Source organism: Pseudomonas sp. TE3644 (genome assembly GCF_056278815.1).
This window is the reverse complement of sequence record NZ_JBWBQF010000001.1, coordinates 2,658,773-2,681,208: the sequence shown is the minus strand read 5'-3', so window position 1 is coordinate 2,681,208 and position 22,436 is coordinate 2,658,773. Positions and strand designations below refer to the sequence as shown.

At 55.2% G+C, this 22,436-nt stretch carries 24 protein-coding genes and 1 pseudogene; 7 read left to right on the top strand and 18 right to left on the bottom strand.

The features are described from left to right. Positions 1-37: 37 nt before the first annotated feature. From qatD to ACZ9GA_RS11790, 9 genes are all read right to left on the bottom strand, one after another. A complete protein-coding gene (gene qatD, locus ACZ9GA_RS11830; RefSeq protein WP_457362496.1) occupies positions 38-805 on the bottom strand; it encodes a Qat anti-phage system TatD family nuclease QatD in 768 nt (255 codons plus the stop codon). Next, positions 802-2,178, bottom strand: coding sequence for a Qat anti-phage system QueC-like protein QatC (qatC, locus tag ACZ9GA_RS11825; RefSeq protein WP_457362497.1), 1,377 nt, complete (start codon positions 2,176-2,178; stop codon positions 802-804). Before qatC ends, qatD begins: the two co-directional genes overlap by 4 nt. Further along, positions 2,175-3,038, bottom strand: a complete 864-nt coding sequence (gene qatB / locus ACZ9GA_RS11820) for a Qat anti-phage system associated protein QatB (protein WP_457362498.1) — start codon at positions 3,036-3,038, stop codon at positions 2,175-2,177. The genes qatC and qatB overlap by 4 nt, the downstream gene beginning before the upstream one ends. A 10-nt stretch (positions 3,039-3,048) precedes the next feature. Then, positions 3,049-5,064, bottom strand: a complete 2,016-nt coding sequence (gene qatA, locus ACZ9GA_RS11815; protein WP_457362499.1) for a Qat anti-phage system ATPase QatA — start codon at positions 5,062-5,064, stop codon at positions 3,049-3,051. 130 nt (positions 5,065-5,194) lie between these two features. Then, complete coding sequence (locus ACZ9GA_RS11810) at positions 5,195-5,701, bottom strand: ProQ/FinO family protein (protein WP_457362500.1); 507 nt, start codon at positions 5,699-5,701, stop codon at positions 5,195-5,197. Between the two features lie 182 nt (positions 5,702-5,883). After that, positions 5,884-6,279, bottom strand: coding sequence for a hypothetical protein (locus ACZ9GA_RS11805; protein ID WP_457362501.1), 396 nt, complete (start codon positions 6,277-6,279; stop codon positions 5,884-5,886). 661 nt (positions 6,280-6,940) lie between these two features. After that, positions 6,941-7,207, bottom strand: a complete 267-nt coding sequence (locus tag ACZ9GA_RS11800) for a hypothetical protein (RefSeq protein ID WP_457362502.1) — start codon at positions 7,205-7,207, stop codon at positions 6,941-6,943. A gap of 268 nt (positions 7,208-7,475) precedes the next feature. Next, positions 7,476-8,507, bottom strand: a complete 1,032-nt coding sequence (locus ACZ9GA_RS11795; protein WP_457362503.1) for a hypothetical protein — start codon at positions 8,505-8,507, stop codon at positions 7,476-7,478. Between the two features lie 69 nt (positions 8,508-8,576). Further along, complete coding sequence (locus ACZ9GA_RS11790; protein WP_457362504.1) at positions 8,577-9,392, bottom strand: NADPH-dependent oxidoreductase; 816 nt, start codon at positions 9,390-9,392, stop codon at positions 8,577-8,579. A 126-nt stretch (positions 9,393-9,518) separates the two neighbouring features. Between ACZ9GA_RS11790 and ACZ9GA_RS11785 the strand changes: the two are divergent. Then, positions 9,519-9,829 (top strand): annotated as a pseudogene (locus ACZ9GA_RS11785) (DUF7693 family protein). Positions 9,830-9,946: 117 nt separating this feature from the next. Here the strand turns inward: ACZ9GA_RS11785 and ACZ9GA_RS11780 are convergent. The 6 genes from ACZ9GA_RS11780 to ACZ9GA_RS11755 all read right to left on the bottom strand — a co-directional run bounded on the left by ACZ9GA_RS11780 (position 9,947) and on the right by ACZ9GA_RS11755 (position 13,700). After that, positions 9,947-10,165: an antitoxin Xre/MbcA/ParS toxin-binding domain-containing protein gene (locus ACZ9GA_RS11780; RefSeq protein ID WP_457362505.1), complete on the bottom strand. Its 219-nt coding sequence runs from the start codon at positions 10,163-10,165 to the stop codon at positions 9,947-9,949. 376 nt (positions 10,166-10,541) lie between these two features. Further along, on the bottom strand, positions 10,542-11,234 hold the full coding sequence (locus ACZ9GA_RS11775) for an ImmA/IrrE family metallo-endopeptidase (protein ID WP_457362506.1): 693 nt from the start codon (positions 11,232-11,234) through the stop codon (positions 10,542-10,544). Positions 11,235-11,354: 120 nt separating this feature from the next. Beyond that, complete coding sequence (locus ACZ9GA_RS11770) at positions 11,355-11,603, bottom strand: hypothetical protein (RefSeq protein ID WP_457362507.1); 249 nt, start codon at positions 11,601-11,603, stop codon at positions 11,355-11,357. Positions 11,604-11,936: 333 nt separating this feature from the next. After that, positions 11,937-12,188, bottom strand: a complete 252-nt coding sequence (locus tag ACZ9GA_RS11765; protein WP_457362508.1) for a hypothetical protein — start codon at positions 12,186-12,188, stop codon at positions 11,937-11,939. Between the two features lie 88 nt (positions 12,189-12,276). Beyond that, positions 12,277-13,098: a ubiquinol-cytochrome C chaperone family protein gene (locus ACZ9GA_RS11760; protein WP_457362509.1), complete on the bottom strand. Its 822-nt coding sequence runs from the start codon at positions 13,096-13,098 to the stop codon at positions 12,277-12,279. Further along, positions 13,098-13,700: a helix-turn-helix domain-containing protein gene (locus tag ACZ9GA_RS11755; RefSeq protein ID WP_457362510.1), complete on the bottom strand. Its 603-nt coding sequence runs from the start codon at positions 13,698-13,700 to the stop codon at positions 13,098-13,100. The genes ACZ9GA_RS11760 and ACZ9GA_RS11755 overlap by 1 nt, the downstream gene beginning before the upstream one ends. Positions 13,701-13,925: 225 nt before the next feature. Here ACZ9GA_RS11755 and ACZ9GA_RS11750 point away from each other — a divergent pair, with 225 nt between their 5' ends. Next, a complete protein-coding gene (locus tag ACZ9GA_RS11750) occupies positions 13,926-14,264 on the top strand; it encodes a hypothetical protein (RefSeq protein WP_457362511.1) in 339 nt (112 codons plus the stop codon). 110 nt (positions 14,265-14,374) lie between these two features. Here ACZ9GA_RS11750 and ACZ9GA_RS11745 read toward each other — a convergent pair whose 3' ends face one another. Beyond that, on the bottom strand, positions 14,375-14,800 hold the full coding sequence (locus tag ACZ9GA_RS11745; protein WP_457362512.1) for an NUDIX hydrolase: 426 nt from the start codon (positions 14,798-14,800) through the stop codon (positions 14,375-14,377). 121 nt (positions 14,801-14,921) lie between these two features. After that, a complete protein-coding gene (locus ACZ9GA_RS11740) occupies positions 14,922-15,353 on the bottom strand; it encodes a DUF4304 domain-containing protein (protein WP_476227609.1) in 432 nt (143 codons plus the stop codon). A gap of 399 nt (positions 15,354-15,752) precedes the next feature. Here ACZ9GA_RS11740 and ACZ9GA_RS11735 point away from each other — a divergent pair, with 399 nt between their 5' ends. From ACZ9GA_RS11735 to ACZ9GA_RS11715, 5 genes are all read left to right on the top strand, one after another. Continuing rightward, positions 15,753-16,691: a hypothetical protein gene (locus ACZ9GA_RS11735; RefSeq protein WP_457362514.1), complete on the top strand. Its 939-nt coding sequence runs from the start codon at positions 15,753-15,755 to the stop codon at positions 16,689-16,691. A gap of 92 nt (positions 16,692-16,783) precedes the next feature. Continuing rightward, positions 16,784-17,545 (top strand): HNH endonuclease, encoded by a 762-nt coding sequence (locus ACZ9GA_RS11730; protein ID WP_457362515.1) that lies wholly within the window; start codon positions 16,784-16,786, stop codon positions 17,543-17,545. Between the two features lie 109 nt (positions 17,546-17,654). Beyond that, the gene (locus ACZ9GA_RS11725; RefSeq protein ID WP_457362516.1) at positions 17,655-19,388 is read left to right on the top strand and encodes a P-loop NTPase fold protein; all 1,734 of its coding nucleotides are present in this window, start codon (positions 17,655-17,657) and stop codon (positions 19,386-19,388) included. Positions 19,389-19,611: 223 nt separating this feature from the next. Next, on the top strand, positions 19,612-20,502 hold the full coding sequence (locus ACZ9GA_RS11720) for a restriction endonuclease-related protein (protein ID WP_457362517.1): 891 nt from the start codon (positions 19,612-19,614) through the stop codon (positions 20,500-20,502). Between the two features lie 355 nt (positions 20,503-20,857). Then, complete coding sequence (locus ACZ9GA_RS11715; RefSeq protein ID WP_457362518.1) at positions 20,858-21,568, top strand: hypothetical protein; 711 nt, start codon at positions 20,858-20,860, stop codon at positions 21,566-21,568. Positions 21,569-22,081: 513 nt separating this feature from the next. On the opposite strand, the gene ACZ9GA_RS11710 is transcribed toward ACZ9GA_RS11715, so the two are convergent. After that, on the bottom strand, positions 22,082-22,432 hold the full coding sequence (locus ACZ9GA_RS11710) for a hypothetical protein (RefSeq protein WP_457362519.1): 351 nt from the start codon (positions 22,430-22,432) through the stop codon (positions 22,082-22,084). Positions 22,433-22,436 lie beyond the last annotated feature (4 nt).

Genomic DNA, 22,436 nt, shown 5'->3' with positions numbered 1-22,436 from the left:
GACGAGTGCTCGTTCAGTCTTTCGAAACCAACAGTCGTTAGCAGCTGCGCAGGAGGATCCCTAGGTTGCTGACAATCTGGTGGGCGACCAGCTCAGGATCTAGCCCCTTGAGTGCAGCAATTGCCTGAACCACATCGCGCACATCCCGAGGAACCAATGGCTTTCCACTGGCCTGCACGAATGGCCCATCGGTTTCGGTGAGTACACGATCCAGTGGAAGCGATGCTACGAGTGCCCGATGCTTCGTAGACTTAAGCATTTCAATGTTGATGGAGAAATAGCACCCGAGATCCAGCGCCCGCTTGGCCTCGGCTGAACTGCCTGTAAACCAGTGCAAGACGACTCGCCCACGGTCGGGTGGAAGTTGGCGCTCGATGTGCCCCAGAACTTTGGCGGCGGTGCGAATGCTGTGAACCGTTAGGATCTTACCCCCCTGTTCAGAGCAGGCTGATAAGATCCGGGAGAAGACGCGCTCTTGTGCCTCAAAACTGGAGTAGAACTTGGGGCCAGCATCAAGACCGACCTCCCCCACGTATCGAACCCCTTCCAGCAAGCGTTCGAACAGCGCGAGCTCTCCTTCCCTTTCAGCCACCAACTGGGGGTGCAAACCTAATGCGACCCGTACATGCTTTGAGGCCTGAGCGAGTTCCTGGTTTCGAGCCCAGGCCTTTGGTGTGGTAGTGACAGCAAGCGTGGCTACCCCTTCACGATCGCACTCATGAATCAACGCTTCATGGTTTGGGTAGAGATCCAGGTGACAGTGAAAATCCACCAAGTTGGGACGATCGTGCGCTTTTGCGTTCATAGGGGTTGCGCCCGGACTCCGGTCAAATATCGATCCACTTCGTCGAGTCCGTCGACATACACCTGCTCATATGCCTGGAGGTCGTCCGGATGGTCGATCAAGGGCCCTGGAATGTGAATGTCGAACCTTGCACTGTGTGGTGCCCTCTCCAACCGCCGAATGGCCATCTGGAATGAGCGAACATGGGCCCCGTCAGCCTTATTCGTGTTCAGGATATGCGCGTGCAAGTCGGGTATGACATACGGGGTTGTATCATCGCCACATCCATGGGCAATGGCCGCCCGCCGGATGATACAGGGAACGCAGAAACCGCAGTGTTTGGGCTGCCGATTGGTCGGATCCCTTTGATACCGAGCTTTGCCCGGTGAGGAACATGACATGGTTTTGTGGACGTTTGCGCGTAAAAACGCACCGTCAGCGCACTGTTCAGCCATCTGCCCCTTGGTGCGGTGGCTGTACATGTTATGAAGCCGCATGCGAAGCCCAACGCCCGCGAATAGCTCATTTACTCGAGCCATGTAATAAGGGTGTGTTGTTCGCGTGCTGAGGGCTCCCAAGCGCAGAGGATCCAGTGGCACATTCAAGGAGATCAGGCCATTCTCCGGAACGTGAATGACCATTTCTGTGCCGGTGGCATCCGCCGCCAAGGCCGCCAAGGCAAAGAACAGGAATGAGCGCCCCCGCAGCGTGTCCTCCCCTTTGATATTTGCTACGAGCCCCTGCGGGAAGCCGACCCTGGCTTGTATCTGGTGGATCGCAGACTCTGGGTATCGCTCCTGGAGCGCCTCCAAGCATTGATCCTGATATTTGCTAGTGCTATTAGAGTCCCAATAGTGGCTCACCAACAGCGGTGATTCTCCTCTGGCCAACAGGTCGATAGCACCAATGAAACTGTCCATCCCTCCTGAGAACAAGCATACGCTTGTGGGATTGGCGCTCCTGAAGAGTTCGACGATGGGTGCCAACTCCTCCAAGCCATGAGGTCTATCGCGGAAGAAAACCCTCCATCGATCACCCGTCAAGAAATGCAAGGTGGAGGCAAGCAGCGCCGACACGGAAGTCCATAACCCCGGATCGGCGACGGGTACGTAGAGATCAATCTCACGCGTCCAAGCATTTTGGGATTCGGTCTTCCTGGAAATTCGGGTGTCAGCGGCCGTTAGCGCTCCGGCAACCAGTGCCAGATCGATTGCAGTTTCGCTGGGGCGCATCCCCTTGTTCGAGAGCTGATCGATCGCTTGCCCGATCCCAAAGTTCAGACGCTGGTAGTCATCCAGAAAAGAGATAGCGGTCTCATGACTTCCTGGGTGCTGAATCTCGATAGGGTCAATATCGTCAGCGCCGAGCCGGCAGATGATGCTGTGGTGTCTCATTGTGCTGCCTCCGCTGCGACGGCAATGATTTCGAACGCAGATTCGTAGATGCGGTTGATCACGCCCTGGATGTCTTGATCAGTGAGCCCTGGCAATCCCTCCAGTCGATCAGATAACCGCCCTCGAGTCGCACCTGTAATAAAATCGTGAAGCTCGGTCTGCATATCGCCGACTGCGTTAACGTCATCCGGGATAGTTATGCCTCGTTGACCGAGGTCGGCCATTACCATTCCCTCGATCGACTGCGACACGAAGTCGAGAAAGAACTCGTTCATCTGCTCGGGCGTCATTTCGCCGAAGGTCGTCTGCTCCGACTCGGCGAGCGCGATTACGCTTTCGAGCATGGCCTGGCGGGCGACGGCTTCGTCGATCGCTCCTCCGGCGGGGCAGACGAACTCCACGAGGGCCATGAAGACCTCAGAGGACGGGCGTCCAGCAAGGCCATTCAGGTTCAGCCGGCGCAGTACTTCACCAGCACCGAAGCGTTGCACATCTCTGATTACGCCCAGCAGGCGTCCGGCCGCGGCACGGGACGCGCCCATGCGCCGAGCAGCTCGCCCCGCACCGCCCGTCCCGCTTCTAACATAGCTCGACAGCGCCTTACCTAATGCGCTGCGGCTTCCGGTTCTGGCAAATCGGGTGAACTGACTTCGGGCACCCTGTAGTTTGGCAGTACCACTGTTGTCCACGGGGCGCTGCCCTGGCTGACCACCCTGCCCCGGTTGGTTTGGATCGCCGGAAGGGCTTGAAGCCTGCCCAGGATCATTGGTTTGCCCTGATGTGGTCGCTGGAGCCACATCATCCACCCAAGACGGAACCAGTCCAGAAACAGATCCCCCGTAACCTTTTGATGTACCCATGCTGCATTCCTTAGCGTTTCGGGCCCAGCTCCAACATTTGCTCGGCGGCTACCTTAAGTTTCTTGTTGCTTACTTGTGCACTCCACTCTTCAAGAACCTTGTAGAACGCGGAGTTGGCGTCTGGATCGATCAGACATTCGCCCCAAGACGAAGCGGCCCAGCCAGCAAGCCGTTCGACAGGCAGCCCCCGAATAAACTCGAGCAATCGGTTCTGAAGTCGTGATTGCTCTTTGACCAAGCCGACCAAACCGTCAACGCCATCGGGCTTTTTGTCGAATGAATCCCCTTGGAGAATGCGGTCTCGGATCGCGTCGAAGACCTCCTCCGCGTCTTGGGCAGAGAGCTCGCGCATACTGCTGAGCACCGCTGCGCTCTTCAACTTCATACGAGGCCCCATGAGTTTTTCCACCAGTGCCTCGAGCTGGCTAGTCGCCACAAAACCTGCAAGAGAGCTTCGCTTGTCGCGTGTGACAAATACGTAGGGTCTAAGATCAACACCTGCGAGTGGTGGGTCGATTCTTGCCCAATTGAGTGCCCAGTCACTTTTCAGCCATTGCTGAAGCTCAGCGCCGATAGCAACGGCCACCTTAGATTTAGCGTTCCGCTCGGGCTTTTCCTGCTCGTCCTCCTCAACGCCCTGGATCGCGGCTCTGGCCCGCTTTTCGAGCCCCGTCAAAGCTTCTGGCGTACCGTCCTGCGCCAAGGACGCGAGCCTTGCCACTTGCTCGTAGAAATCGCTGTAGAAGCGCTCAGCCAGCATGATTTTCGCCAGGACTGGCCGGCTAATCTCATTGCCGAACCCACGTTCCTCCGCGATCGCTTGGCGGAGCATCATGGAGTTTAGGAATCGCTTTATCTGACGGGGGTTGCCGCGCGTGCCCTCGCTCAAGATCTTGGTTACATGAGCGCTGATCGTGATCGCCTGGCTGACTTCCTCGGTAAGCGTGCCCCCCATAGCCGTCTGCACGACGTTGCGCTCAAGCCCTTTACTCTTCCATGGCCGCTTCATGTCCTCTCGGGCCACGTCCAGCAATGCCTGAAACTTCGGATTATCGGTACCCAAAGCATTTTCAAGCTGCAGCAAGGTGATGTAGACCCGTGTTTCGGCCAGACCAAGCGCCGGGATCCGGAACGGTACCTGGATCAGCTTCTCAAGGTAGTTGCGGGCGTAGTTGGCAGGGCCAGAGCTCTGTGGAAGATCAGGGAAATGCTCACGCACCGCATATTCGATCATGGCTTCGTCAGCACCGATGACGAACGCGGTACGCTCAACAAACAGGAACAGACGGATCGCTTCCAGGGTTTCGATGGCCGTTTTCGGCAGGCACCGATCAAGGTCATCCACTATGACAACCAACTGATCAATGTCGGCGGCGTCTAGCAGCTCTTTGAATTCTTCCCGGAATTTATGGATGTGTTCCGGCAGCTTCTCGGACTCGTTACCGCCTTCTTTCAAGAAGTCGCCGATCTTCTCGGCGGCCCCCCTTAAATCATCCTTGTTCAAATGATCCGCTGGGTTGGCAAGCACGGACGAGGCCAACTCATACATTCCCTTCAACTGCTCCATCGTAGGGATGCCGGTCATGGCGGTGAACGCGAAACCGCCTGCTTTGCGGGCGACCTTTAGCCAGTCAACACGCTTGAGCACCTTTGCTGCTGCAGCAGCGACTTTCGTCGACCCAGGTTTGGCACGCTTCAACTCATCGACGATGGTCTCGATCACCACCGTTTTGGCGTCTTCGAACCCTTCGAACGTCCACCCGTTGAACCAGATGCAGCAGACACGTTCGTTGATTTTGAGCTCGTCCTGAGTCATGCGCAGGACGCTAGATTTGCCAGCGCCCCAGTCCCCGTGTACCCCAATGGTGATGGGAGTGCCAGGGGTCTTCTTGATTAGCTTCACAACCGTCTTGGAGATCGCGCTGTAGTACAGCAAGTCCGTTGCGGTTTCCTGATCGTTTAAAAACACTGGGCTCTCCCTCGCCTGCAATTTGCCGATGGGGGAGTTATACAGGCAATGGGCCATCAAATGCCAACGCCTTCAGCGCTTTAGCCGGGACGCGAGGCACGATAACTGACGCCTACTGCGAAATTTTGGATTAACAAAATAGGCGTCATTTAGCGTCCTGATGTTGTGGGGCATGAGGCCCGAGTCCTCAGTCCGTGCTGTGCTCCATCGCAGCATCGGCAACCGGAGCCAGAACAGGTGCTTTTCTCGGTTTAGGATTTCGTCGATCTCGACCGCGTTGGCGTGCTTGCCGCTTCGCGTGCATGGCCTGAGAAGTCGTGACGGCACCAACTGCTTGGCCGTTTAAGTCCACGCGGGGTGCATTCACAACCATGCTTGCCCAATATCGAGTTCCTTGACACCAGGTCGAGATAGCGAGCTTGAGCTGCTCTTGGGTTATTCCGAGCAATTCCAGGTGCCTCTCAGCGTCTTTGATTATGCCCTCTTTCAGCGGTACTTTGGGGGCAGGGTTCACTGGGAAAGCCAATGGAAAATGCTTCTGCAGTCGCCAGATCGCTTCCACCGCCGGATCTTGAACGCGAGGCCCTCCTTCTGGGGAGGACTTCCGTTTGGGATGTATCACAGTATCGGCCGTCGTCTGCTTTGCTTCAGCCTGCAGACGGTCACGTAGTTCAGCTAATTTCTCAAAACCCATCGTTCAAATCACTGCTCGAAAGTAGATGCATCGCTCAAGGATATGGCATGCGGCGCGTGAGTGCACCTGAAGCGGGATAAATCGTCGTTAATTTCTGAACGAGGGCTCGCAGTCATTGTCCTGGCCGAGCAGGTCTGCCCGTCGCCCAGTTGGGCTGTTTGATGGAGCACCTTGTGTTAGCGTCAAAAGGACTTTTTGAGAGTTGAATTATAGGTGTTGATCGCAACATTAAGCCGATACTGGGCTTGCTCTGGCGTCAAGACAATTATCTGCTGAGAGGCAACCGTCTTAACCGAAGAATGGCTGTGGTGAAGACTTTGTGTGAATAGTCGCATCAGACGGTAACCAGCTACCTCAATACGCCCTCCCATTTGCGAGGGCACTTTGCCAGTAAATTTCCGACATCCTAGGTCACGAGGAACAATTGTTGCCCCTACGATCTTGCCGTTGCCCACATCCATCACAAGCTTTACGTTTGCCATTTTGGGAGGCTCAAACTCAATGGCCCCACTCAAGCGGACTTCTGGCAAAGTGAAGTAATCGCTTGTAGTGCGCTCATTTGTACTAGCAGCAGTCATGATGGTGCTCTCACGGAGGATATGATTAGGTTTAATGTTGCAGTGGTTTGCTGTGCCAAAAAATGCTGTGGATCAAACCTGTATTCCGAATTCGCCACTCAACTAAGCGGTATGCTTACGGTAAAGGCGTGCGGTGAGGTGAGCTTAGCTCTCACGAATAGCCTGTCAAATAAGTGGTCGTTGTGTGCGGCCTGATTGGACTAGCGAGGATTAGGGTTAAATCATCGAAAATGGAATGCATTGCAAATTGATTGGATAAGTATACCAAGTATACCCAGTGAGTGATCGTGACATGCGTCGCTCTACAGCGGCATTTACCTACTCCCGATATTTTGCCGAGCTTAATTGGTATTTTTCTTGGCAGGGGCTTGAAAGATACTAGTGATGAAAATTTAGAATGCGCTTTATGCCATTTTACGCTTTTGATTATGATAATTCAGACTAAGTGACAATTCATTTAGAGGCAACGGCCCATGGGATGCTTTGGCTCGCGCAGCCGATCTCCTGCGAGCCGCGCCAGCGATGATCGATGCTACAAGCGTGGAGGTCGGTTTAGGCTCAATCAGTGCTTCGAGAGCTAAGACGGTGATCGGTCGTCGAGATGCGCGGTTGAATATCTCGTGCTTGATTATTTCGCTAGGCTGTTCTTTACACTGAATCTTTATGCAGTTGCGAGGCATTCGTTGATTTGCGTGATAATTTCTTCTGGCTCCATTTCAATTCCATACGCCGTTGGCTCGCGCTCAGACCCGAACGATAAACGACAGCTTTGTATATGGAAGTGTTGACTGCCTAATCGGATGATTTTCGTTGAGGTGAGGAGCACGAATTCCTTCAATTGGAGGAGTTCTTCCACATTCAGGGTAAACGGCGCCCATTTTCCATAGTGCGTGTAAAGCTTGAGGGTGAAGCTCTGTTTTGAATTCATTTAAGTATCCTTTGAGTTATCCAAATCCGGGTCGTGAATTAAGTCACCCTGCGGGTGTCTGCCCCGCCTCTCCATCCTCTCGCCTCCGGCCTGCGCGCTCCACTTACCATATACTTTGGTCAAGTCGGTCATAAATGGAGCGGCAATAATCGAAAAATGATCTGCGAGTCGATTGCTCTCTGCCTTGCTTCGTTCTAGCGATGCTTAACTTAACAGGCTGCTAAATCTCGGTCGTCGGCAATGAGGTCGCCAGAGAGAACGTTACCGATCATGACACTCCTAAACCTTCCGCCCCGTCCCGGACAGATTCAAATGTCCAATCTGCCAAGCCTTCACAGCCACGGGCCAGATAGTCTGGCGGCGTTTCCACCCTTGGATCAGTTCCGACCGACAATGCGGCAAGTGCAGCATCCTGGGCCGACGGGGTCAGTTTATCCCACCAGGAGATACGGATGGCATGGTTCTCACAGGCCAGTAAAAGCCGCATCAGCATATCCTCAAGCTTTGCACCCTGGCGATACCCATCCCGCAGAGACTCACGCATCCACTGACAGGAGTCGTCGCTTGACTCATGCCAGGCGAGCACATAGGCCCAACCGCCATCTGTGGGAGCGGTAAAGAATGTCAGTAAATCGAGTGCCCCAGTCTCTGGCCCCAAGTCCTGAAGTTTACGACCAAGAAAATCATAATCTGGGAAAAGCAGTGCTGATGCTTGTATTGGGCAAGGAGAGCTTGATTGGAATGCGACGAATCGAAACTCTGCAAAAGCTGTTTCGGAGATGGCTGCGCCGTAGATGAGTTTGTGTTGCTGGAGTTGTTGTAAGCCAGATGCCACCCCCTGGGCAATATCTAACAACAACTGGCGATTTGCCTGAGGTAAGTCAGGGTGGTCGATCATCGCTGCCATGGAGCGTGCGGAGTTTTCCTTAACAAAATACTCACGACAAATGCTGCGGTAAGCGTAGAGAGCTATCTGCTCAGGATCGAATGTCAGTGGCCGGTCATCGATAGGGGCGAACAGGCTATTGTCGTGGTGTTTGCACATGCCACGGAAGGTGGAAACCTTGTTGATTCCCACCTTCTTCAGCTGCGGTTTACCCCCGGAGGCTCTCAACGTAGTGAGATCCCCGGTAAGGCGGTAGACGTGACCCTCTTCTGCGATCAGATTGAGCTGGCCGCCTTTCTGGATGGAATGCGCAGAGATAATTGTGTCGCAGCGTGCACCATTGTCGTGATGGAGGCATCGCCCCCTGTTGCGCTGCTGCGCCATGGCTGCTTGATGAGCGTGAGTAAAGGACATGTCGGTCTCTAATGAACGGTAGCTGGTAGCTTGCTTCTGTGCTGCGAGCGATCACGGGCAGGTTACGTATCAGCGCAACCCAAAGCCCATCCGCGCCAAACTCTCCAGAAGCTCTTCACGCCCATGCAGGTTCGACACGCTGCGCAACCTGCTGACCACTTGCTCAGACCAGCCTGCAGCCTTCATCCCTTCGCGCTGATAGAACTCGCCGAGTCGCTCATCGTACTCGGCTAGAGCGCCTTCCTCGCCGATGGTCGAGTAGGTTTCGTGGTGCAGCACGGCCTGTTGGGGTAGCCGCGGCTTAACCTTCGCAGGTCGGTCAGGAGATGGATGGCCGACGCACAGTCCAAAGACGGGATATACCTGCGGAGGTAGTCCGAGCTCCATAGCAACTCCTTCGATGTCGTTACGAATACCACCGATGTACACGCTGCCAAGCCCCAGCGACTCTAAGGCAACGACGGCATTTTGCGCCGCCAGCGCTGCGTCGATTGTGCCGAGCAGTAAGCTTTCCAGGTAAGGGAGCGCTTCCAGTTCCACTCCCTGCTGCTCCGCGATGCGCGATACCCGGGACAGGTCTGCAAGCCAGACAAGGAAGAGCGGTGCTTGATGGATGTAAGCCTGATTGCCGGCCAAGCCGGACAGACGCTTTTTACGATCGACATCTTGAACAGCTACGACGCTCCAGACCTGCAGATTTGAGGACGTAGACGCAGACTGAGCGGCTGCGATCAAAGTCTCGATGGTACCCTCAGGCAGAGATCGGTCAGAGAAGGCGCGGACACTCCGGTGATCGAGGAGTTGCTCGACGATTTCATTGCATTGAGTGAGCGGCGAAATTTCAGGCGTACCATAGCGCGCGGTGAGTTTTGAGTGTGCTGTCATGAGTATGTTCCCAAAAAGCAGAAGGCTACCAAATGGAAGCCGGCGTAACACGCCGAGGACACCAAGTTTCATTTACCATGCTGTCGACCCAGGCCAGGTACGAGCAGGCCCAAAGCCCCCTTTCGTTTGGCAGCAAAACCACTAACCGCCGGCGAGGCCTATCAAACCCTGCGCGACATTGCCCTAGTGGTTCGAACCATTCGGCGCATTGGTCAGCAGTCGTGGGTTGAGATCTACTGTGGCTTGATGACCATAGAGAGCGATGGCTGGGTGCTCACGCTCTATAACGACTTCGACACGCTGGATTACTGCGACAGCTGTGCCCAGACGGCCGCGCCTACGTTTTCGATTCGATGCGGTCGTACAGCACCGATCCTATAGAGCTTATGAGTACCTGGGAGCACTCGCAGTTGGAAAAGATGCTGAGCGATGCCTAGGCAGTCACAGCAATTAGCGGGGATCTACGTGGCTTACTAAAGCGCTCGCCGTGAGCGTCATCCCCATGGGCAACTTGCCCGACATCTGATGTAGCTCAAGGTGCCATCCACGCCTAGTCACGCCCCGAATCCGTGCTCAACTCGTCTGGCAAAATCGATAACCGTGTCAGTTTCAATTCTAGTTGTGATCATGCTGGCAGGCGCCTTTCCGCCAAACGCTCGGCGCGGACATTTCATCCAACGCTGCGCTGCTTCAGGGTCGCCCTCATAAAGGCGTTGTGCTGCGTCGAGCACTTCAAGATAACGGGCCTGGTGGTCAGGTGGCATGGTAGTCATGCGTAAAATCCTTCCGCGCTTCACGTAGTTAGGAGCACACCCCATCCAGCTTACACCCGGCCAGGAGGATCATCATCAGCGGCGTCTTACTCGCATGAAATGATGCGGCTAAGGTTGCTGGCTGTAGTGGTGTTTGCCCGCAGTGAAGCCTACAAGCGGGCCGTAGCTCAATCCACTGCAGGAGACCTCAGACGCCAAAGCCTTAGCATTGGCAGAGACTGTCAGGAGAGCATCGTGTTTAAAGCGAGGACTGACGCGCGCGCTTCAACCCTACTGCCTATTCCTGCAATGTGCATGAATGGCGGTTACGGAAATATCTCTTCCAGGCCAAGCCCCATACCCGTCCCTTTCCAGGGAAACGGAGGGTTGGGGATAGCTATGGCCACCGCACCAACTCAAGCTCCTTGAGCCGCAATGCCATTGCGGAGTCTGACACTCCAAACTGCTCCGATAGCGAGACAATGCGCACATTGTTGAAACGTTGGCACCGCGCGAGGGCTAGCTCCCGCTCCAACGAGTCGACTGACGCATCCAGCAGCCCTTCGATATTGTTGGCGTCCACGTGATACGCAACTGTGTCGTCGAAGTGCAGTTGATCCTTGCAGAAAAACTGCTTCCCGAAACGGTCAATCAAGAGCTTGGCAGGCATCAAAAAACAGGCCGCGAAGAAATCTGCTTCTCGCTCCTCAGGTTCACGAATGCCGGGCAGTGGCCGGCCGTCCAGGGCGCGGTCGCGATGCATCACTTCACCTTTGTGCAGCACCAGATGACCGATTTCGTGGGCACCTGTGAAGAGCTTCACCGCGGGCGAGAACTCCTGAGATACAGCGATCCGATTCGCTTGGCGATCAATCAAACCGGCGATTTTGGGCCCAACACCACCTTGGATAAACTTGGGGTCGCCAAGATTCGGATACTCCTGATAATCAAAGCCGCAGGCGACAGCAGCCATCCGCGGATCCCGGGCCTCAAGCGGTGTGATATCCCGATTGCCCCACAGATAATATCGGTCACGCCAGATGCGGCGTAACAGCTCAGACGCTTCTACCTCAACCTGGCTCATATCCATGCTTTCACCGCATATAGTGTCTATGATTTATTTTTAGCACAACATATGGGCATTTCAAGGTTTTAGCTCAGCGGGTCTCGTAGCTGCTCTGTAGGGCTGGATGCTCGCTGACGACTTGGACTAAGCGTCGCCGGGGTTGCCCTTCCCCCACTCACCTACCCCGGCCGCAACGGTGAGCTGTGCAATGCCCTGGGCAATAAACTGCGCATTTTCGTTAAGGGCCTCTACCGTTGCCGAGATATTCCCAGCGACTTGCGCAGCACCTTGCTGAGCGACCCAGAGCGCCAGCTCTTCAAGAGCCGCTTGGATCGCCGTTTGACTGTTGTCCAGCCGAGCAATTACCTGAATCAGCAACTGTGTATCGATCATCGCCTGCTCCTTCGGTTAGTACCCAGCGCGTCATCATGCGCCAGCACGCCTTGCGTGCTTCAGTCTTGCCAATCGCTTATTCAGAGCCAAACTCCAGGCTGAGCGCCCCCTCAAATCGGTCGTGCTCGATGCGAAGGTATCGTATGCCTACGCATGGCCGCTCTATATTGCCTTGACCGCCGCAGAGCTTGTTCCTGCGTCGACATCGGTTGCGCCGCTGCCAGGGTCAACGGCATTGGAAGAGACGCAGACACAGCTGGAGGAGGAGCCGGATTAGGGGAGCGGTACCTGCCCTGCGCGGGTTAGAAAGTCGTTGCTGCACAGATTGAGGGTTTATCTTAGGGCGTTGTCGATCGCGGCGATGATTTCGCCGGGTGTCATGGCAATGCAGTAATCGCCGGCAGTTTCGGGGTTGGTGCTCCCAAAGCTAAGGTAGCCAGCGCCCATCTTGAAGGCGTTTGCCCCCAAAACGACCGGGGCTGTAGTCCTGGTGTGTACCAGCATCCTGAGTTTCAAAAGCTCCTCGTTCGTGAGCTCGAAAGAGAGCTTTTTACGCCATTCGGTGAACAGTTCAACCTTGGGCATGCGCCAGCCTTGTTTAAGTGAGCGGGAGATCGCCTCCCTCGTGCAGTTACGCTACGCGAGGGAGGCAGCGCCGTGCGGTTTGCTTCAATCAGACCGGTGCGGGCGCACCGCATTCGGAGCAAAAACGGGCGGCATTGCCAATTGGGTGCTGGCATTGGGTGCAGGCGGTCGTACTACGCGCCATGATCGCTTTCTGGCGCATGTAGGCCAGTTGCACAATGCAGGGCACCGTGACTCGGTATGCCGGGCTAGCCAGGTCAGCGGCAGTCCAGAGCGCGGTGATTGCCCAGCCGATCGGGCCGATCGCGACGCTGACGCTGCGCATGATCTGACCATTTACAGCAAAGGTGAGCCCCTTGCCGATCAGCGCCTTAGCGATGGCGTTGGCAACGATTGTGGCTATCTTGAAAGTTGCAAATCCTCCTGCCTTGGCTGCGCAAATGGTAGCAATGGCCGCCGCAGGGCCCGCTGTTGAGAAGTTGACGACGCCTAACTCCTCCAGGATTGCCCGACGCTCCTCCTCTGACATGTCCTCGAACGCACGGGAAAGAATCTTGCCGAGGATTTCCTGCTCGATGACGCTGATCGAATCGTTGCCGAAATTGACCTTGAGGTGCTTGGCTACGTCCCGGACGATTTCGTCGTAGGGCACACCGTCCTTGCGGAACAGGTTCAACAAGGAGTTGCCACCGAACAGCCTAATTTCCTTGGCGATAAGCTTGTAGTCGCCCTGGGAGTAGTGACCCGCATCACGAGCGGCGATCAACCGTCTGCAGATGTCGCCATCCAGGGCCAGGCGGCCTTCCCCATTATCGGTGAGGTAGTCCACCAAGGCGCTGATGTCCTCCACGTCCGATATGGAAAGCAGGGCTTCAATGCTGGTCGTTGAGAGGACGTCTTCTAGATTCATCAATGGTTCTCTTGATTAATAATTCGAGCGCCCATGACGATGCAGAGCGGCAAGAGGTGGGTGTAGATGCCTTGTTCGAAATCGGGGTGCATGGGCATGGCGGCGGTTGCCAGGATGCCCTGTTGCATCTTCTGACTCAGCGCTGAGTTGTTGTGTTTGTTTACACCAACGTATTTCGCCATGCGCAGGACGGTCGCAGCTCGGGTCAGCGGCCGGTTGTTCTCCTGGCTACTCAACTCGTCAACCATGGCGTTGATGGACTCATTGTTCTTGACGTACCCAACTTCCAGAAGCCCTCGCGCCAGCTGGTGCCAGTCTTCTTCGCTCATCAGCAACAATGCAGGCGAGACGTTCAGTGCCGAAGCGAGCCGGCACAGCGTTTCCAGATCCGGGTTTGCTTCGCAATTTTGAGTGAGGTATTTGCTGATCGTCGAACGGGCCACGCCTGACTGTTTCGCCAGTTCTTTTTGGCTGAGTTTCTTGGGTTCACCGGTTGAGGTGACGCCAGAAACTTGCATCGCACGCAGCAGGTTGGCGCTGAGGCCAAGCTGGGTTTTCTTGAGGACGCAGCCCTGGGGCGTTATCGATTCGCTTGATGTCATAAGGCCACTTCCATCTGTGTGGCGCAATGATATCTGCTGGTGCGATCGTGTCTAGATCAAATTGTCCTCTCGCGCGGGCATTGAGGCGGTGCTGGCAAAACTGTCTTGGCGAGAGGTCGATGTTGCTATGCAGCGCAAAATCGAGTGGCACATCAAATTCGCCTACTGAGATGATGATGGCGACTTCACTGCGCGTCGCAGTGAAGCGGAATAGAGGCGCTGCAGATGACTTACGCAACCCTATCGCTTGATCTCAAAGATGCTCAGCACGTGCGAGATGACGTCTATGAAATGATTGAGCAAAAAAATTGGAGAAAGCTGGAGGGTGTCGATACTGTCTGGGCGGCTCAATATCTACACCTCAGCTATATCGATTCATCTGATGTCCGAAAAATGGTCAACGATATCTCGGGGATGATCATCGAGTGTGCTAAGACCCACAAGCTTGACCGGATTAACTACATCGCCCAAATCGGGAACCGGGACGTGATCGTACGCCAAGTGGTTCGCACCCCAACTGGCTATTCCGATCAAGCGTATGTCAAACCTGAGAAAGGCCGCTAAGGCTGAAGGGGTCAGGGTGACTCTCGGTGCAGGAAGTGCCGAACTCCGTCAGTGCTCATTATCGTGGTGAGCACTGACATCTATCCCTTATGTATCACCGCCAACCCACGCTAGCCTTCGAGGAGCGCAATGCCGCTCGTGGTCTGCGCATCGCCGGTATATCGTGGCAAATAGTCACTTATGAAAAGCACGTCTGCCTTCGCGAACGTGGATAAGGGAATGCTGGTTGCAGGCATCCAGTGAAAGGTCTGCCGGCGCGCATCATCGGTCATCCGCGGCTCTTCAGCCGTTGCCAGGCGCATCACGATGAAATCGACGACGCCTCCATAATCGTTAACAGCGCTCACGCGATCCACGAGGTTGCAGCCCGTCAGTCCCGTCTCTTCCTGCAGCTCCCTCACCGCAGCGGCCTCTGCCGACTCGCCTGCATCGACGGCCCCTCCCGGAAACTCATACACCCAGCCCTCTCGGCGCCAGCGATGCTGGATCAACACAAGCCCGTCACGAATGATCACGGCCATTGCTAAGTTCTTCATGGAACCTCCTTGCTTTGATGTCGTAATGCTCAAAGTGCCCGCTTTGCCCCTCCTCCAATAACACCTGTCCTGCCCTCAAAGCGCAATGCGACGTGCTGGGCAAAACGTCGCCGATCAACTATCAAAGCGACAGGAGTACATCCGTACTCCCTGGGTGTGGCTGACAGCCCTTTCCCCAGTACTCAAGGGCTGCGCTGGTCAAATATGGGAGCACCTCCCGTGCGACGTCCGTGAATCGGCCCTTATCATCGCCTTGGGTGTCATACCTGAACCAAAGGTCACACAAGGCCTTTGGCCCCAACCGCATCCGCCTGTTCGGATGCAGGTGCTTGGGCAAGACCTTGTTGGCTGGAACTGATTTGCCCCAGGCCATCACCACTCCTTCGGGTGGGCTTACCGCTACCTCAATGACAAAGCCTCCTCCCCATTTGTCATGCTGAACGGACAGGAGATCGACCTGGTGCGCCGTGATGCGGCGAAAATTAGGCAGTGAGCCTTTGAATCCGAGGCCTCGGAGAACGGGCACCAGATGAGCGTTCAGAGCTGCGTCCATGTGTTTACGGTTTTCGTTGCTGCTGGACATCGCTAAAGGCCTGTCGAATCAACATGGGGGGGCAAAGATCATCAGCACAGAGGTGATCGCCTGGGCATCCTGAGCGCGCTTAGCACTGAAGAAATTGCCTTGGAGAGAAAGCGTGAGGTCAGGAAAAACCTGCGGGGGGACGTTGGCAAGCTAGAGCCGACCAGGCGCTGCGCCTCGCCCCGATTGATCTTGGTGATCATCCGCTGGATGTTTTCGCGAGCTCGCTTGCGGCGTCCGTTGCGTATCAAGGATCCCTCCTGAATGTTCAAGCAAAGTGAAACGTGCGGACTAGACCGTATCATTACCGTTGGGACGATGACTAGCCTTGGCGCCAGCAGTGAAGGCAAATGTCATCGGTAGATCGGGTGGATGCCGGTTGAGTACGTTGACGGCAAAAGGCCATCGGCCGATGATCGGCTTTTTGATCCTGCATTGCTTGAGTTCATGATGAACCGATCGACATATTTTACTCCTGACGTCAGTCAATTCACTGATTGGCTGTCCTGCGTGCTAGGTGGTGCTCCTGTCCAGTTCAACGCCCCGGCAGCCATGCCCTACCAGCATTTGCATGACGCGCTAGCGGCATACCAATGGCCGCCAAGATCCAAGCATCCACTCGCAGTCGCTGTTCCCGGATTTCCCTACTTTCATCCCCAACTGAATTCGCTGGCTGCCGACAGCGATTTCCGTGCAAACGCCGCGTTACTGTCTGACCTGCAGCGTGCATTGAGGGCATCATTTGCATCGGGCTCTGCGCAGAGCCAAGAACTGGCCGGTGCTGTCGCTGCGACGCTCCATTGGGGAGGGGTGTACACGTCGCGGAGTAACAAGGGATGGCTGCTCAGGAACCATGCCCAGCTCCATAGCCTGATGAACCACTTCGTGGTCGACCACGCCGTCGGTGATGACGTATCAAACATCGTAGGGCTGAGATTCAACTCCGGCATGACGAAAGTCTACGCGCTGCTGCTTCAGGACTTCATCATCTACGATAGCCGCGTCGCCGGGGCATTGGCCTGGCTGGCGCTGCAGTGGTGGACGGTCTATCAGAAGCAACCAGCAGCGACCTTGCCCAGCGCGCTTAAGTTCGGCTGTCTAATTGGGAACGGTTCGAAAGCGCGGTACAGAAACCCATGCCCCGCCGTATTCCCCTGGCTTCGAAACAGCCCATTTGATCATTACACCTGGAATGTCCGGGCGAACTGGATTTTGGCTTCCGCGCAGAACCGGGCTGGCGCCGGCAGTCGCTTCGCGGATCTTCGAGAGATCGAGGCTGCGCTGTTCCAGATGGGAGATCGGGTTTGTTAGCCATCACATCGTCAACAGTCGACGCCGCCGCCCGCAGTCAATCCTGTGCTGTCCGCCTCCCCTCGCCTACCTGGCATGCGTAAGGAACCACTATGCCTTTGAGTACATTCCGTAACCGCAAAGCCTTCATCCAGTCTTTAGGCGCAACTTGCAGAAACTGGACGTGGAGCTGGTCGTTTGTCAACGAACAAGAGCGTCACATCATTTTTGGCGCTTGGGACATCAATACGCACGGTGACCGCGCGCTGATCCTCAGCGACAGATGGGAAATAGAAAACGGCCGGCGAAATCGAGGCTACGGACAGAGCCTGGAGCATGTGAGGATGGTGGAGGAGCACGGGTATCAGCTCTTCACCTTCGCGATTCGGCATTCGGATGAGCGCCAGGATGCACTCGGAAATGGGCCGGCGACGATCAAGGGGTTTGATCAGGAGGTGAGGCCCAAGCGACTCGTCCGGGAGGGTGGCAAGTGGTATGCGTGCGATGAGCTGGCGCCGGCGATGATTCCTGAGGAAGTCAGAGAGCCAGCGCTGTTTCTGGAGGGCTCGGTAAGCGTCATCCAAGTCAACGCCTATGAGCGCAATCCTGCGGCCCGTGAGGCGTGTATACGTCACTACGGAGTAACATGTGCAGCCTGCGGGTTCGATTTTGGAAAGGTGTACGGCGCCGTCGCTCAAGGCCTCATCCACGTGCACCACATCGTACCTCTCAGCAAAATTGGTAAAGAGTACACGCTTGATCCCATCAAGGATCTCATCCCTCTGTGTCCAAACTGCCATGCGGTTGTACACCGTGGTAAGGACACCCTGAGTATTGATGAATTGCGTGCGTGTTTGAGAAGCGACCATCCATGACGGGTGGGGGCTTGGGTGTGGCAGCAACCTGCACTGGCGTGGTTGGGTGACTGCACCGGCGGTGCGAGAGCTGTAGCCACTCACAAATTTAGGCAATAGGGGTTAGATAATGCTGTCAAGGTGTAGAGAGGGTCTGGTTGAACTCATTGCCGATCCGCAGAACAAGGTGATTGCGTTGTCCGGGAAGTGGGGAACGGGCAAGACCCACATGTGGCGCAACATCTGTGAAAACACTCAGGATAAGCAGGTACAGGAATCGATCTCCATTTCCCTGTTCGGCGTCAGTTCGATTAGCGAGCTCAAGCTTAGGGTTGTGCAGGCGATAGCGCCTACGCTGAAAGAAAATAGCGCCGCCGCGGCCAGGGCCACCACGATTGTCGCGGGCGCGAAAAAACTGCTGCGCTCATTTCACTCGGGATTTTCGGCGCTTGATGAGCTGGGGCTCCTGGTTGCTCCTCTTTTCTTGAAAGGTCGCTTCATTGTCATCGATGACATTGAGCGTAAGCACGAAAAGCTTGCGATTGATGAGGTGCTCGGTTTTATTGACGAGTGCGTCCAGAGTCACAAATGCCGGATGCTGCTTGTGCTCAACAGCGACAAACTCAATGACAAGGTTATCTGGGAGCAGTTTCGAGAGAAAGTCATCGACCAGGAGCTTCGGTTGGAGACGACGCCGGCTGAGGCGTTCGACATCGCAGTCCAATACACCTCGACCGCATGGGCTGATCAGCTCAAGCCTGCCATTGAGCTTTGTGGCATCACCAATATTAGGGTTATCCGGAAGATCATTGGCGTATCGAACCGGATTCTAGGCGCCTGGACGCAGCTTCCAGTCGTTGTGCTGGAGCGCGTGATCCCTTCCACAGTGCTGCTCAGTGCTATTCACTTTAAGGCGCTGGAGAATGGCCCTGGCGTTGATTTTGTCCTTAAGTTCAGCCCCACCGCGACACTGACGAGAATCTTGATCAAGCAGCAGAAAGGAGAAGCTGCAAGCGCTGAGGATAATGAGCAGAAAGCGTGGTGCAACCTTCTGCACAAGCTGGGTATCCGGGACTCGGATGGATACGAAAGACTAGTGGTTGACTTCCTTACCTCCGGAATGATGGACAGCTGGGCAGTGCAAGCAATCGTCCAGCGGTACATCGACCATGATAAGACGTTGATCGTCCGCAAGCGCGTCCAGCAATTCCAGTTGCATTACGACTGGCACTCTGACCTCTGCTTGGAAGACCTTATTGCCGAGCTGGAGGCGTTGCGCCCCGATGTGAGACATATGGATGCGTACACTGTTTCGCAGTTGGCTGTACGGGCTAGGCAACTGACCGGAAACACTGAGGCGTCGACCGCAATGATTCAGGAGTGGCTGGAAGCCTTTCGAGAAGATTACAAGAATGGCTACCGCCCCCAGCTTGATTCGGAGTTTCCGGTACACCCTGCAATCATCCAAGAGGTCAGTAGGCTGCAAGCGCTGGACGATAGTCATCTCTCTGTGCTGGAGGTGTACAAGTCGCTGGAAAACAGTCCCGGGTGGAGCAAGAAGGAAGAGAGAGCACTCAGAGCGGCGACAACTGAAGCTTACGACGAAGCGATACGAGCTCATCAAGGGGAGGATCTCAAGACGATCCTATTAAAAGGCACGAATCTATTAGAAAACCGTGCATCCCTTACAGAGCATTTTGGGGAGACCAGCGATCGGTTCCTGGAGGCGTGTCGATCCATTTACCACGGCGAACCGGACAGCCGACTCGCTGACATCATTGCTCGAGTTTTTAGCGCGTCCACAGTGAAAGCAGACCTTCTGCGCCCACTTGCGTTGAAGGAGTCTGAGGCTCAGGAGACCTGATAGACGAGGCATTGCAAGGTTGATGCCTCCCAGTTCCCGGGCGCTGCCTATGATTGAAGATGGGGCGTCGTCTGGGCGCCGCCCAGTCACCGACTCCGGAGGATGGCATGGACAGGGAAGCGTACCGGATAAATTTGCTGTGGCTGCTGGCGCATGCGGCGACGACCTACGTACGCGACCGAGTCGCAGCGTTCGACCTGATGTGTGATGCTTGTCGCCTGTAATGACGGCTGACAAGCTGGAAAGCAACCTTCAGCTGCCCGTTGAGGATTGGCTGCACGAGGCCATACGAGGCGATCTCAAAGGCCCCCTGCTGGTTTCTTCTAATGCTCCTACGCCGATGTGCAGCGAAATGCTTTTGGAGTTCAATGCATTCGAGCAGCTCAACCGCACACAGCGTCTTGTTCAGCGCGTCAGGGATAGCTGCAAGGTGCTTGCAGATGGTGACGAGTTGTACCGAGCCTTCCGTTTTTTTCTGGTCAACAATCCCATTACCGACCACCGCCCTGCCCGCCTTCTGTTTCAACCCTTGAATCTCTCGCTTGACGACTGTTACCGCCCGCCGGCGAGCCACGAACTCCTGGGCGGTTACCTGTACCTGTGTCCCTCCTGTGGTTGGCCGCTCAACGTCAGCCAGGCGAATATTGCTTGCCCGGCTAGATGGTGTGAGGAGGCTGGCAGCATTTTTGACCGAGCGGTTGATTATCGGGTCATCAATCGAGTCGATGGCAGCGAGCTCCAAGGATTGCCCGGGCAAGGCATGCTGGTGCTCCAGGAAGCATTCTGGAAGTTTACCCTGCTGCCTGGCTTGTTGGAGCTCAAGCTCGCGGAGGGCCTGCGGGCCTTGGGGTATTCGCCGGTGCTTTGGCCCAATGTCGATCAGGCAGACGTGCGGGTGAGCGTTGACGGGGAGCCGTTGGATCTGGATGCCAAGGTCTGGCGCTACCCTGAAGTGTTGAGGCGTCACCTTGGGTCAGTACCGCGCAGCAACAGGCGCTGGATCGTCATCCCCGATTACCAGAGCGCCTCGCTTTCCTACCTGCGGGAGAAGCTTGGCGTGAACGTCTACACCTATTCCGGGTGCCTCAAGGTGCTGAAGAAAGCAGTCGGCTAAGCGGCTGCCGTTGAGGATGGGAGGATCTAGGTGCAATGTCCAACACCGCATCTTCCTTCATCCTGAATCTCCTGGTTGGCCCCATGCCGTTTTGGCCGAACGCGTAGCATGGCTGCTGCGTTGACCTATTCTGCGATGAGGGCTGATTGATCGTTCCGTGCTTGGCGCCTTCAATTCGTCCCCTGGCGCTGGCGTGCAAGCGAATGGCCGGCTCTCGTTGCCCTCCCTACACCGTCCAGGCATACGGCCTGGTGATCGGCGATTTTGACGAAGGTTAAACAGATGCCTACTGATGCCACTATCGCGCACATAAACAAGAAGCGACCCGGTGCGTGAGGCATCTGAGGCGAGTTGTATGTTGTTTCTGGCGCTCGCGGTGCGCTTCGTCGACTCTAGCCCCAAGATTGAAGAAGCCGCGGCGTTGGCGGCTGGACAGGTGACACACAGGGTTGGACTTCAAACGTTGACCGTCCAGGAGTGTACAACGCTTCCTGTCGCGCTGCTACACGCTCACCCACGTGTGGCTGAGCCACGGGAATTCCTGAGAACAGCTCAGAGCATGCTATTGCGCAGCTGCCCGCTGTTCGAGCTGGATGGCGATGAACTGCTGGTCGAGTTGACTGATCAGTACCGCTATCACCTCGTAAACGCCGTGAGCGTCGAGGAGGTCATTGAGGAATACCTACGGGTGGTCTGCGCGTACACGCCACCTGTACGCAAGAAACTGCCAGAAAAATCCGGTTTCATTCTTAAGGCGAAGATTGCATCATCTGCGCCTGATAAAGACCGGTACGGCAACCACACCGCCCTGCGGCGCTTTCATCAAGCCTTCACTATCTACAACCTTTACGCCTTTACCTTTTACAAACTCGAAAATACTCTTTGTGCCTTCACGATCGATGTAACCACCTCCATCAACGATCGCGCTAAAGCCTGTCTGCCGTTGCTTCTCCATGAACTGCACTTGCTTGGTCAGTCCGAAGGTCTTGAGGCTAACGGACGTCAAATCAGACCATTTGAGTTGGAGAATCTCGGTGTAATGAAGTGTTCTCGTATCCCATCCTAGGACGGCCAGCGAGGTGGGTGTCAGCGCATATGTACAAAAACTTTGCCCGCCCGTGTTTGACCCAGGGGTTGCGACGATGACATCACAACGCCCGTGTTGAAGCACCGGCCCCTGAATGTCAGGGACTTGGTCGACTAGCTGGGCCGCATAGCCTGCGCGGTCGTAGTAGATACTAGCTTTGTCCAGGGGCGTATCAGAGCATCCTGACAGAGCGCTGAAGATAACGAACATGGTGAAACCTGAGATGCAGCGCATAAACTCGCCTTCCTAAAATCCAATTAATTCAATTGAGCATGAATTTGTCCCTAAGACAATTCACGCCAAGCCCCGCACTGATGTCAGCGCATTTTATTAGCGACATCAACGGTATACCGTTCACGCACGGAACCGTGAATAAATTCTGTGGTGCAGGAATGCGCCTTTCTGAACGGTGCACCGGCCAGCACATCAGGGCTTTAGTGACTTTTTAACTAGCTCAGTTTGTCCGACTAGCAGGCGCATTTTGCATTGATCTCAGATAGTCACAGGAGATATGCCAAATTTTGTGTTTACCACATATGACTCCAAGCCATCGGCTTCAGGAACGATCACAAAATAGTCACCCCCAAATTTCATTGTTAACACCCCATCCTCTCCTATGAGAGCTCCTTCGACTTTTAGATTTAAAAAATCAAAAAAGATCACACTGGTAGACACGTCCTCCCCATGCCCCCATTGCTCGTGCCCTTTAAATACACATCTAAAAGGACATTGAATGAGGATGCTTGCGCCATTTTCGAAGATTAGGACTTGCGAGCCAATCCCCACCGTTACACCTGTCAGCAATGTAGAACTAAACTCATTCAATTCCAGCTCATCTATCATGATA